This window comes from Martinezella sp. CNPSo 3890 (assembly GCF_057784455.1).
Map to the genome: position 1 here is coordinate 1 of NZ_JBXSOR010000015.1, position 12,326 is coordinate 12,326.

Consider the following 12,326-nt stretch of genomic DNA (forward strand, 5'->3'; position numbering starts at 1 on the left):
CCCGCCTCCATATGCGATAGCCCTGCCGCGAGCGGGGAGAGAGAGAGAGTTCCTACATCGGCACAACAAAAAAGGCCGGGCGAAACGCCCGGCCCTGGCCTTGGGAGGTGCCAGAAAAGCAACACTTAATGCGTGTCGAGGCTCTGCTGCGGACGCCAGCGGGTGATGCGGTTTTCGATGAGCGTCATCACATATTCGGCGCCGAGCGTGACGATCATCACCAGGATGATCGCGGCATAGAGGCCGGCTGCGTCATAGGTGCCCTTGGCAATCGAGATCAGGTAGCCGATGCCGGCCAGCGATCCGACGAACTCACCGACGATTGCGCCGATGATGGCAAAGGAGAAGGAGATGTGCAGGCTTGCAAAAATCCAGCTCATCGCCGACGGCAAAATCACCTTGCGGGTGACCTGCCAGTTGGAAGCACCGAGAATGCGGGCATTGGCGATCATGTTGCGGTCGGCTTCGCGAACGCCCTGGAAGGCATTGGCGAACACGACAAAGAACACCATGATGAAGGCCAGCGCCACCTTCGACGCCAGGCCGAGACCCATGATCATCACGAAGATCGGCGCGAGAACGACGCGCGGGATCGAGTTGATCGCCTTGATGTAGATCGAGAGGATATCGGAAGCGAGCTTGTCGCGGCCAAGGGCGACGCCGACAAGGACGCCGGTCACAGAGCCGATGATAAAGCCGATCAGCGCTTCTTCCATGGTGACACCGAGGTGATACCAGAGCGAGCCGCTCTCGGTGCCGTCGACGATCCACTCCCAGAGGCGCAGCGCGATGCCATAGGGGCTAGAATAGAAGAACGGATCGATCCAGTGCAGGTCGGAGGCGAGCTGCCAGAGGCCGAGGATGGCAAGCAAAATGCCGATCTGCCATGCCTTGACGACATACTTGCGACGAGCGAGCGCCTTCAGTGCTGCGGCTTCGATTTCCGCGTCCGAGGTGCCGGCGCGGAAGATCGGGGCATTGCCTGCTTCGAGAGCTGTGTTTGCCATGATCAATCCTCCCTTATGCCGCTTCCGCGGCACGGCGATAGCTGGTTTCGACTTCTTCGCGCAGGTCGTCCCAGATCGTCTTGCAATAATCGATGAAGTTCTGCTCGTAACGGATTTCCGAGACGACGCGCGGGCGCGGCAGGTCGATCGTGTAGACCGATTTCACCGTCGCCGGCCCGGCCGTCAGGACATAGACCTTGTCGGCGAGCGCGACAGCCTCTTCGAGATCGTGTGTCACGAAGACGACCGAGGCCTGGCGCTCGGCCCAGAGCTTCAGCAGCTCCTCATGCATGACCGTGCGCGTCTGTACGTCAAGCGCCGAGAAAGGCTCGTCCATCAGCAGGATTTCCGGCTCATTGATGAAGGTCTGCGCCAGCGAGACGCGCTTGCGCATGCCGCCCGACAGCTGATGCGGATAGTGGTGCAGGAACTTTGAAAGGCCGACGCGGGCGAGCCAGTCCTTGGCCATCTTCTCAGCCTCGGCCTTCGACTTGCCGCGGAACAGCGGGCCGGCCATGACGTTTTCGATGACATTCTGCCAGGGAAAGAGCGCATCCGTCTGGAAGGCGAAACCGACGCGCCGGTCGATGCCGTCGACCGGGCCGCCCATCAGGCGGACTTCGCCCGCGCTCGGCTTGGCAAGGCCAGTGACGAGATTGAGCGTCGTCGACTTGCCGCAGCCCGTCGGCCCGACAACCGCGACGAATTCGCCGCGCTCGACGGTCATGTTGAAATCGCGCAGTGCGGTCAGCGACTTGCCGGTCGGCGATACGAAACGGCGGCTGACATTGATGAGTTCGATCGCCGGTGAGCGGCGTTCATCCTGTTGCATGGTGCTGATCCTGACGCGTGCCTTTAGGGCGTGCACGCAAAGCCCAGTGAACTGCGAAGTCTCTTGGACCGCCGCTTCCGGAAACTGCCGGAAGCGGCGTCATGACTGCTTACTTGACGTTCTTCACGAATTCCGTCGTGTAGGTCTTCGACAGGTCGATCGTTTTGCCCTTGACGTTCTTGGAGAACTGCGAGAGCACGGCGAGAACCGTCTTCGGACCATCTTCGGGCATCACGCCGTCGGCCGTGAACATTTCCTTGCCGGCATCGAGAGCCTTGATGTAGCCGTCCTTGTCGCCGACGTAGAAGTCCTTCGGCATCTTCTCGGCAATTTCAGCGGCGGAATGCGTATGGATGAAGCGCAGCGTCTTGACGAAGGCGTTCGCAAGCTTCTGCACTTCTTCCTTATGGGCGTCGACCCATGCGGCATCCATATAGAGCGAAGCAGCCGGATAGGTACCGCCGAGCGCTTCCTCGGTACCCTTCAGCGTGCGCAGATCAACGAGGATCTTGGCTTCGCCGGTCTTCAGCAGGCGCGAGATCGTCGGCTCGGTGGTCATGCCCACCTGGATGGCATCCTGCTGCATGGCGGCGATGAAGGTCTGGCCGGCACCGACCGGAACCGGCGTGATGTCAGCCGGGGAGAGGCCCGCCTTCGACGCCATATAGAGCGTCAGGAAGTTGGTGGACGAGCCGAGGCCGGTGACGCCAGCACGCTTGCCCTTCAGGTCGGCGAAGGACTTGATATCCGGATATTTGGCCGAAACCAGCTCGACTTCGCCCGGTGCCTGGCTGAACTGCACGACGGACTTGATGAACTTGCCCTTGGCCTGCAGGTCGACACAGTGATCGTAGAAGCCGACGACGCCCTGAACGGCACCTGCCAGCAGCTGGTTTTCGGCGTCGACGCCGGCGGATTCGTTGAGAAGCTCGACCTCGAGGCCTTCATCCTTGAAGTAGCCGAGGGATTCGGCGAGCTTGGCCGGCAGATAGATCTGCTTTTCGTAGCCGCCCACCATGATGGAAATCTTGTCGGCAGCATTGGCGGCCGTGGCTGCAAGCGAAGCAGCAGTCATGACGAGGGAAAGGGCTACGGTATGAAAAAAGGTGCGCGATGGACGCATCAATGTCTCCTCCTGTTTTATTCTTGCGCCACACGACGCTCTGGAAAGGCGCTTCCTCCACGAAGCTCGGCGAGACTAGCGCGGGCAACCTTTCAGTCAGCTTTCAGTGCGCAACCCTGCGAGGGAACATTGCGATTTTATGAACGCGGACGCCGACGGCTGGATTATACCGACGGCGCCGGAAACGCTATCGCGCGCTATTTAGCGTTCTTGACGAACTCGGTCGTATAGGTCTTCGACAGATCGATCGACTTGCCCTGCACATTCTTCGAGAATTCGGAAAGTACGGCAAGAACGGTTTTCGGACCGTCTTCCGGCATCACGCCATCGGCGGTAAACATGGTCTTGCCGTTTTCGAGCGCCTTCACATAACCTTCCTTGTCGCCGACATAGAAGTCCTTCGGCATCTTGTCGGCGATCTCCGCGGCTGAATGGGTGTTGATGAAATGCAGCGTCTTGACGAAAGCGTTCGCAAGCTTCTGCACCTCCGCCTTGTGATCCTTGACCCACGACTCCTGCATATAGAGGGACGCGGCAGGATAGGTCCCGCCCAGAGCGGCCCTTGTTCCGTCCATCGTGCGCATGTCGATCAGAACCTTGGCCTCGCCGGTCTTCAGGAGACGCGAGACCGTCGGCTCGGTCGTCATGCCGGCCTGAATGGCATCCTGCTGCATAGCAGCGATGAAGGTCTGACCGGCACCGACCGGAACGGAGGTGAATTCCCCCAGCTTCAAGCCGGCCTTGATGGCCAGATACTGGGTCAGGAAATTGGTCGACGAACCGAGGCCGGTGACGCCCAGGCTCTTGCCCTTGAAATCGGCGGGAGATTTGATTTCCGGATGCTTGGCCGACACCAGCTCGACTTCGCCCGGTGCCTGGCTGAACTGCACGACGGATTCGACGAATTTGCCCTTGCCCTGAAGATCGATGCAATGATCGTAGAAGCCGACGACGCCCTGAACGGCGCCTGCCAGCATTTCGTTTTCCGCATCGACGCCTGCAGGCTCATTGAGAAGTTCGACGGTCAGCCCCTGTTCCTTGAAATAGCCAAGCCCTTCGGCAAGCTTGGCCGGCAGATAGATCTGCTTCTCATAGCCGCCCACCATGATGGAAATCTTGTCAGCGGCATTGGCCGCAGTGGCAGCAAATCCGGCTGCAGCTATCGCAAGGGAAAAAATCGCGGAATATCTGAGAATGCTGGATGCACGCATGAAGTCCTCCTCTCCATTTGTGTACCGGCGCCGATTGACAACGGCACGGCACGCGCTTCCTCCTGAAGCGGAAAAGACATGCACGCCCAACCTTTCATTGAGCTGAAAGCAACTCGTCGCCCCATTTGGCAATTTACTTCAGGACGGCTGCGACTGCCGGCACCCGAACAGTGTGAAAGCATACAGCCGCACAACGGGAAGCGTCATTGCATCTTGGCATTTCCCGTATCGCGACTATTTTAGATTGAGCGCTTTCGCTGGGAGGAACCATCGATGAGGATCATTGCCGCAGCCCTTATTCTGACGGTGATGGCGATAGCCGGGCCGGCATCGGCAATTTCCCGCTATGAGTCGCTCGGCAAGACTTGCGCATCGGTGCAGCAACTGATTGCCGCCGAACGCGCGGTGATATTGCGCTATCCATCGTCCCGTGGCGGCCCCGTTCTCTACGACCGCTATGTGGCTGGCCGCGGGCAATGCGACATCTCCGACTATGCCAGCCGCAGCTACGTGCCGACGAAAGATAACCCGGCCTGTCCTGTCTATAATTGCAAGCCGTCCTCGGTCTTCAATCCGCATTGACGCGAATCAGCTTTTCTGCGGTTTATGCGTGTACGGAGTCACAAAACTTAATATAAAAAGACTTTTAGTTGAGCTCCACCCACATTTAACGCACATTTCGCGGGCAGATAGAGCACGCGCCCTTTGTCGTTAAGGGCCAAAGTATGGTGTAATCCGCCAGCCCTATTTGAATAAGGAGATTGCGCAGTGAGTGCAAAAGTACCGAACCCGATCGATGCCTATGTAGGCTCTCGCGTCCGCACGCGCCGTCTTATGCTTGGCATGAGCCAGGAGCGGCTTGCCGAACAGATCGGCGTGACGTTTCAGCAGGTGCAGAAATACGAAAAAGGCACCAATCGCATCGGCGCCAGCCGACTGCAGGCCATTGCCGGCGTGCTCGCCGTGCCGGTTGCCTTCTTCTTCCAGCAGGACAATTCCCAGCCGCTGAACACCGACGGCCTCGGCGCAATCAACGGGCTGGAGGATCTGTCGGATTTCCTGACGTCCAAAGAGGGCCTGAGCCTCAACAAGGCGTTCATGAAAATCAACGATCCAAGCATTCGCCAGTCCGTGCTGACATTGATCAAATCGCTGGCAAGTACTTCCGATGCGCTGCCGGACCACCTTCCGCGCGCAACGAACGCATCGGTCGGCCTGCGCAACTAAAGCATTTGCGCAAAAGTGCGCAGCGCTTTTGCGAGGACGACATGCGCGAGATCAAGGCCCTAAAGCGCAAGGAGCGAATCCGAAGGATCGCGACTCTCTTTGGGTCCTGAACTCTCCACGAAAATTCCAGTCCGTCTAGCCTGGCATCGGCGCGAAGCGGGCCGCCAAGATTGACATCCAGGCGGCACCAAAATCACGCTGATGGTGGAAGCATAGGCGGATTTTGCGCGCAAATGGTCGACGCGAAGCGCCCTCCTACTCCTTGCATGCCGTATTTCACGCCTTGAAATTGCAAAAGCAAAATTTTGCAGCAATCACGCATCGTGTCACGCTGCATGTCACGCGCCAAGCTGCAAAACATCCGTTACGGTTTGCTCATGTTTCCGGCCAGACACGATTCGTCTGCCGGGAACGGGGGCAATAGAGGGTACGAAATGACAGCAGCACTTCCGATCGACGCAGCATACCAGGATCCGGACTCGCTCAAGGAACTGGCCTCAATCGCTCGGCTCATCACTTATGCACGGCAGAGCGCCAAAAACCTGAATGCGGAATTCCCGGTCTGGTGTCTGGACTTGGCGCTCGGGGCCGTGCTGCAGGAAATGTATGAAAATGGCTTGCCCAATCCCTTATTCGAAGAGGGAACGGACACGGCAAACGTGGTGGCACACTGAATTAAAGTAATCCCGGCCTTTGCCGGATACGGAACGATGCCGGTATGGCTCAGCAGGCCATGTCGGCATTTTTCTTCGTGAACCAAGATCGTCGGGGACAGCCGACCAAAAGCATGTCGCGCAGAAGCCTGCAGCGGCTTTGCGACAATGACCGCCATAAAATCAAAACCCCACGCAAGAAGCGAATTCAAAAGATCGCGGCGCTTCAGCAGCCACCTTTGCGCGGCTGGACGCCAGCGGTAAAAATCCCGATGCAATGGCGCAAATGGCGCAACCGCGTTTCGCGGTCCGGCCAATCCTTCGGACGGCCCGGCCTGGAGATCATCGCGTCGAAGATCATGCTCATCAGCATGCGCGCTCCGCTTACCGCATCGGCAATTTCGATCAAGCCGCGCCGCTGCTGCTCGATAAGCCAGTCCGCCAGCAACTGCTGTGATTGTCTGGCGCCATAAGTATGTAGCAGCCTGGCGATTTCCGGAGATTGCTGCGACTCACTGATGGCAAGTTGAATGAAGGCGTCCCGTTCGCGCTCCTGATCTTCATCGATGTCGATCATGAATATCAGTTCGAGCGCCTTGTCGAACGGCAAATTCTCGTCTGCAGGCCGCGGCAGGGCCAGCATCGATGCGCGATGCTCGGCGATGATGGCCGCGAAGAGATCGGTCTTGCTCGGAAACAACCTGTAGAGGGTCTGCTTCGAAATCCGGCACCGGGCAGCAACCAGATCCATGGTTGTGCCGCCGTAACCCAGCTCATAGAAGGTTGCGCGCGCCTCCGCGACGATCTCCGCGCGGCGCGCATCGTCGTTCACGGTTTTCGGGCGACCGCGCGGGCGGCGCTTGGCAACCTGGTCGGCCTTGGCTGCTCGTTCCTTTGTCAGCACACCGTCTTGACCCCAACAGTCGAATACGATTGACATTTGAAGCAGTACAAATATTTTCTGTACGACTTGGTACTATAAATAAGGCAACAGGAAATAGCAACGTGCGAAAGCTCGCCCCTCCCACTTCTGTACCCGCATATCCGGTGATATCAGCCCGCCTTCCGGTTGGCCGCGGCTCGCTGACCGCCGTCGGAATTGTCGCAGCGATGTTGCTGGTGGGCTGCAACCAGCAGAATTCCGCCCAGAGCACTGCTCCCGCCGTCAAGACGGAAGTGAGCGCGATGTCGCTGCATCCGCAATCCGTTGCCATCACCGCCGAACTGCCTGGCCGCACCAGCGCCTACCTCGTCGCCGAAGTGCGGCCGCAGGTTGGCGGCATCATCCGCAGCCGCAACTTCAAGGAGGGCAGCGAGGTCCGGGAAGGCGATGTGCTCTATGAGATCGATCCGTCCTCTTATCAGGCATCGTATGACAGCGCCGCAGCCTCGTTGCAGAAGGCAGAGGGCGCCGTGCCCAGCGCCCAGGCCAAGCTCGACCGCTACAAGGGCCTGAGCGCCCAGAACGCGGTCAGCAAGCAGGATTTCGATGACGCGCAGTCCACGCTCGTCCAGGCACAGGCCGATGTCGCCTCTGCCAAGGCGGCACTGGAGACAGCTCGCATCAATCTCGATTATACCAAGATGAGAGCGCCGATCTCCGGCCGCGTCGATGCCTCCACCGTCACCGTCGGCGCGCTCGTCACTGCCGATCAGACCACGGCGCTGACCACCATTCGCCAGCTCGATCCAATCAATGTCGATGTCACGCAGTCGAGCACCAACCTGCTCGAATTCCGCCGCGCCGTCGCCGACGGCCGGCTGAAAACGAGCGGCGACAACGTTTCCGTGCATCTGACGCTTGAGGACGGCAGCCAATACAAGGAAACCGGCAAACTGGAATTTGCCGAATCCTCCGTTGCGGAAACGGTCGGCACCATCACCGTGCGCGCCGTCTTCCCCAATCCGGATCGCATCCTGCTGCCGGGCATGTATGTGCGCGCCACCATTCAGGAAGGCATTGCCGAAAACAGCTTCCTCGTGCCGCAGCGTGCCGTGACCCGCAACACGAAGGGCGAGCCGATCGCCATGTTCGTGACCGCCGAGGGCAAGGTGCAGCAGCGGGTGTTGAAGGTGGAACGCAGCATCGGCAACAGCTGGCTTGTCAACCAGGGCGTTGCCGATGGCGATCGCGTGATCGTCGAAGGCGTCCAGCGTGTTCGCGACGGTCAGGAAGTCACCGTTTCTCCGGTAACGATTGACGATGCGACCGGCGAAGTGAAGCAGGCTGCCGCCGATAGCAAGCCGTCCGCGGAGCAAGCCGGCCTGGAAAAGACCGATATGAAAGCCGCCTCCGGCGTCCAGAAGTGAGGTTAGACGATGTCTCGTTTTTTCATCGACAGGCCGATCTTCGCCTGGGTGATCGCCATCGTCATCATGCTGGCGGGCACACTTTCGATCTTCACGCTGTCGATTTCGCAATATCCGCAGATCGCGCCGACGACAGTCAGCATCAGCGCTACCTATTCAGGGGCTGACGCCGCAACCGTCGAAAACTCGGTGACCAAGGTCATCGAGCAGGGCATGACTGGGATCGACAATCTCGACTACATGACATCGACCTCGACCTCGACGGGTCAGGCCTCGATCTCATTGACCTTCACCAACAAGGCCGATCCCGACGTCGCGCAGATGCAGGTGCAGAACAAGCTGCAGCTCGTCACCGCCCAGCTGCCGCAGACCGTTCAAAATACCGGCATCACCGTTTCGAAATCGACCTCGAACTTTCTGATGGTCGTCGGCTTCGTGTCGACGGATGGCAAGCTCAACTCGAACGATCTTGCCGATTACGTCTCCAGCACCCTGAACGACACGCTGAAGCGTATCGAAGGCGTCGGCAATACGCAGATCTTCGGTGCCGGCTATGCCATGCGCATCTGGGTGGATCCGGACAAGCTTGCCAAATATCAGCTGATGGTGAGCGACGTAACGAGCGCAATCCAGGCCCAGAACTCGCAGGTCTCGGCTGGCCAGCTGGGTGCCTTGCCGCAGCGCAAGGGCCAGCAGCTCAATGCGACGGTCACCGCAAAGAGCCGCCTGCAGACGCCGCAGCAGTTCGAAAACATCATCCTGAAAAGCCAGTCCGACGGCTCGCTGGTACGCATCAACGATGTCGCCACCGTGGAACTCGGCGCAGACAGCTATACGACGTCGACCACCTATAACGGCCATCCCTCCGCCGGTCTCGCGGTGATGCTCGCCTCCGGCGCCAACGCCATCAATACGGCCGAAGCGGTGCGGACAGCCATCGGCAATATGAGCGAGACCCTGCCGCCGAACGTGGAGATCGTCTATCCCTACGATACGACGCCCTTCGTGAAGCTGTCGATCGAGGACGTGGTCAAGACGCTGTTCGAAGCCATCGTGCTCGTCTTCATCGTCATGTTCGTCTTCCTGCAGAACCTGCGCGCCACGCTGATCCCGACGCTCGCCGTCCCGGTCGTCCTGCTCGGCACCTTCGGCGTGCTGGCGATGTTCGGCTATTCCATCAACACATTGACCATGTTCGGCATGGTGCTGGCGATCGGCCTTCTGGTCGACGACGCCATCGTCGTCGTCGAAAATGTCGAGCGCGTGATGGAGGAAGAGGGGTTGTCGCCGCGCGAGGCGACGATCAAGTCGATGCAGGAAATCACCGGCGCGCTGATCGGCATCGCCACGGTCTTGTCGGCCGTGTTCATCCCGATGGCCTTCTTCTCCGGTTCGGTTGGCATCATCTACCGGCAGTTCTCGGTGACGATCGTCTCGGCGATGGTGCTGTCCGTCATCGTCGCTCTTATCCTCACGCCAGCTCTCTGCGCCACTATTCTCAGGCAGCCCAAACATGGTGCGAAAGAAAAGGGCGTGTTCGGCTGGTTCAACCGCAATTTCGAGCGGGGAACGAGAGGTTATCAGCGCGGCGTGCACGGCATGATCCGGCTGAGCATCGTCTTCCTGCTGGTGTTCGTCTTGATCGGCGGCGCGGTAGCCGTCCTGTTCAACCGCCTGCCGAGCTCCTTCCTTCCGGAGGAAGACCAGGGCATTCTGCTGACCGCGATCCAGCTGCCTCCGGGCGCCACGGATTCCCGTACCTGGGCGGTGCTCGACCAGGTGAGAGATTACTATCTCAACAACGAGAAGGACTATGTCGAGGGCGCATTCGCGGTCGCCGGATTCGGATTCAGCGGTCAAGGCCAGAATGTCGGCCTCGTCTTCGTCAGGTTGAAGGATTTCGATCAGCGCAAGACACCGCAGTCGAAGGCACAAGCCATCGCCGGTCGCGCCATGGGAGCCTTTTCCAAGATCAAGGACGGTAGCGTCTTCGCGCTGGCACCGCCGGCAATCCCCGGCTTCGGCAGCTCGAGCGGCTTCGATTTCTTCATCAAGGATATCAATGGCGCTGGCCATGATGCACTCATAGCGGCCCGTAATCAGCTGCTTGGGGCAGCCGCACAGAACCATAAGCTGCTCGGAACGCGCCCGAACGGCCAGGAAGACACGCCGCAATATTCCGTGAATATCGATCAGGAAAAGGCGAGCGCACTGAACATCGGCCTTTCGGATATCGACACGACGCTATCGACGGCCTGGGGCGGCACCTACGTTAACGACTTCATCGACCGCGGCCGCGTTAAGAAGGTGTATGTCCAGGCCGACAAGGATTTCCGCATGCAGCCCGAAGACCTGGGCCGCTGGTATGTGCGCAATTCCGGCGGCGACATGGTGCCATTCTCCGCTTTCTCGAGCGGCGAATGGACCTACGGTTCACCGCGTCTGGAGCGTTATAACGGCTCGTCCGCGGTCGAAATCCTCGGCTCCGCGGCGCCTGGCGTCTCCTCGGGCGACGCCATGAACGAGATCGACAAGATCATGGCAAGCCTGCCGCCGGGCTTCAGCCACGAATGGACCAGCCTGTCCGCTCAGGAAAAGCTTTCGGGTAACCAGGCAAGCCAGCTCTACGCGATTTCGATCCTGGTCGTCTTCCTGGCACTCGCCGCCCTTTATGAGAGCTGGTCGATCCCGCTTGCCGTCATGCTGTCGGTCCCGATCGGCATCTTCGGCGCGCTGCTGGCAGCCACCATCTTCGGCCAATCGAACGACGTCTACTTCAAGGTGGGCCTGCTGACGACAATCGGCTTGGCGGCAAAGAACGCCATCCTGATCGTCGAATTCGCCATCGAGCAGCAGAACCAGGGCAAAAGCCTGATCGACGCAACACTGGAAGCATCCCGTCAGCGCTTGCGACCGATCCTGATGACCTCGCTCGCCTTCATCCTCGGGGTGCTGCCGCTGGCGGTCGCCAACGGGGCCGGTTCTGGTAGCCAGAACTCGATCGGTATCGGCGTCATGGGCGGCATGATCTCGGCAACCGTGCTCGGCATCTTCTTCATCCCGCTGCTCTTCGTCTCCGTCCGCCGTGTCTTCAAGGGCAATGTTCGGTCGACGGCAGCTCCGGAGGCCACCAACCCTGACGTGGCGCATTAAGGCCTCTCCACTCGCTCTCTCTCGAAAGAGAGCGAGTGGAGATCTCGATCAGGCACCGGATGTGTCGTCTTGAATTGCCAAATTTGTCATCAATGATGAATATGCAATCATTGATGACAGGGTATTGCTATGGCCAGTATGACGATCCGCAACATCGACGATCATTTAAAGACCCGGCTGCGCATTCGCGCCGCCGCACACGGGCGATCGATGGAGGATGAGGCGCGAGACATTCTGCGGGCGGCCTTGTCGGCGGAAGAAAAGCGTCAACCCAATTTGGCCGAGACTATCCGTCGCCGCATGGCTGCAAGTGGTGGGGTCGTGCTGGATATGGCTCCCCATGAACCGATCCGCCTAGTCGATCTCGATCCATGATCATTCTCGACACAAATGTCATTTCTGACCTATTGGCACCCATCGCCATCGCCAATGGCTGAAGCGTGGCTCGCCGCCCAGCCTCCTCTCGCCATCTTTACGACGGCAACGACGCAGGCGGAAATCCTTTACAGTCTCCGGCTGCTGCCTGCGGGCCGACGCCGAAGCGAATTGGAAGCTGCTATTCTCCCCATATTCGAAGAGGATTTCGCCGGAAGAGTTCTCCCCTTCGATAGCGAAGCTGCGGGAGCTTATTCCTTCATTGCAACATCGCGGCGTCGGGCCGGCAAGCCGATCAGCCAGTTCGATGCTCAGATCGCCGCAATTACAGCGTCGCGAGGAGCAACCCTTGCCACCCGCAATGTGTCCGATTTCCTGGACACCGGAATAACTATCGTCAATCCGTGGGACTATAAGGGCTGATCCGGTCCATCC

Annotated in this window: 11 protein-coding genes and 1 pseudogene; 7 read left to right on the plus strand and 5 right to left on the minus strand. The window is 59.3% G+C overall.

The window, feature by feature from the left end; genetic code table 11:
- Nucleotides 1-125: 125 nt before the first annotated feature.
- The 4 genes from AC13RC_RS26335 to AC13RC_RS26350 form a co-directional block, all read right to left on the minus strand.
- Nucleotides 126-1,007 carry an ABC transporter permease gene (locus AC13RC_RS26335; protein ID WP_488559005.1) on the minus strand — a complete coding sequence of 294 codons (882 nt, stop codon included), beginning with the start codon at nt 1,005-1,007 and terminating at the stop codon, nt 126-128.
- A gap of 13 nt (nt 1,008-1,020) precedes the next feature.
- The gene (locus AC13RC_RS26340) at nt 1,021-1,839 is read right to left on the minus strand and encodes an ABC transporter ATP-binding protein (RefSeq protein WP_488559006.1); all 819 of its coding nucleotides are present in this window, start codon (nt 1,837-1,839) and stop codon (nt 1,021-1,023) included.
- Between the two features lie 109 nt (nt 1,840-1,948).
- Complete coding sequence (locus tag AC13RC_RS26345; RefSeq protein ID WP_488559007.1) at nt 1,949-2,962, minus strand: ABC transporter substrate-binding protein; 1,014 nt, start codon at nt 2,960-2,962, stop codon at nt 1,949-1,951.
- A gap of 197 nt (nt 2,963-3,159) precedes the next feature.
- Complete coding sequence (locus tag AC13RC_RS26350) at nt 3,160-4,173, minus strand: ABC transporter substrate-binding protein (protein ID WP_488559008.1); 1,014 nt, start codon at nt 4,171-4,173, stop codon at nt 3,160-3,162.
- A gap of 273 nt (nt 4,174-4,446) precedes the next feature.
- Here AC13RC_RS26350 and AC13RC_RS26355 point away from each other — a divergent pair, with 273 nt between their 5' ends.
- From AC13RC_RS26355 to AC13RC_RS26365, 3 genes are all read left to right on the plus strand, one after another.
- On the plus strand, nt 4,447-4,755 hold the full coding sequence (locus AC13RC_RS26355; RefSeq protein ID WP_113331586.1) for a hypothetical protein: 309 nt from the start codon (nt 4,447-4,449) through the stop codon (nt 4,753-4,755).
- A gap of 186 nt (nt 4,756-4,941) precedes the next feature.
- Nucleotides 4,942-5,400 carry a helix-turn-helix domain-containing protein gene (locus AC13RC_RS26360; RefSeq protein ID WP_113331585.1) on the plus strand — a complete coding sequence of 153 codons (459 nt, stop codon included), beginning with the start codon at nt 4,942-4,944 and terminating at the stop codon, nt 5,398-5,400.
- Between the two features lie 434 nt (nt 5,401-5,834).
- Complete coding sequence (locus AC13RC_RS26365; protein WP_092719326.1) at nt 5,835-6,074, plus strand: hypothetical protein; 240 nt, start codon at nt 5,835-5,837, stop codon at nt 6,072-6,074.
- Between the two features lie 205 nt (nt 6,075-6,279).
- On the opposite strand, the gene AC13RC_RS26370 is transcribed toward AC13RC_RS26365, so the two are convergent.
- A complete protein-coding gene (locus AC13RC_RS26370; protein ID WP_488559009.1) occupies nt 6,280-6,957 on the minus strand; it encodes a TetR/AcrR family transcriptional regulator in 678 nt (225 codons plus the stop codon).
- Between the two features lie 101 nt (nt 6,958-7,058).
- Here AC13RC_RS26370 and AC13RC_RS26375 point away from each other — a divergent pair, with 101 nt between their 5' ends.
- The 4 genes and pseudogenes from AC13RC_RS26375 to AC13RC_RS26390 all read left to right on the plus strand — a co-directional run bounded on the left by AC13RC_RS26375 (nt 7,059) and on the right by AC13RC_RS26390 (nt 12,314).
- Nucleotides 7,059-8,363 carry an efflux RND transporter periplasmic adaptor subunit gene (locus tag AC13RC_RS26375; RefSeq protein ID WP_113331583.1) on the plus strand — a complete coding sequence of 435 codons (1,305 nt, stop codon included), beginning with the start codon at nt 7,059-7,061 and terminating at the stop codon, nt 8,361-8,363.
- Between the two features lie 9 nt (nt 8,364-8,372).
- The gene (locus AC13RC_RS26380; protein ID WP_145635868.1) at nt 8,373-11,516 is read left to right on the plus strand and encodes an efflux RND transporter permease subunit; all 3,144 of its coding nucleotides are present in this window, start codon (nt 8,373-8,375) and stop codon (nt 11,514-11,516) included.
- Nucleotides 11,517-11,645: 129 nt separating this feature from the next.
- A complete protein-coding gene (locus tag AC13RC_RS26385; protein ID WP_488559010.1) occupies nt 11,646-11,891 on the plus strand; it encodes a FitA-like ribbon-helix-helix domain-containing protein in 246 nt (81 codons plus the stop codon).
- Nucleotides 11,888-12,314 (plus strand): annotated as a pseudogene (locus AC13RC_RS26390) (PIN domain-containing protein). Before AC13RC_RS26385 ends, AC13RC_RS26390 begins: the two are co-directional and overlap by 4 nt.
- The last annotated feature ends 12 nt before the right edge of the window (nt 12,315-12,326 follow it).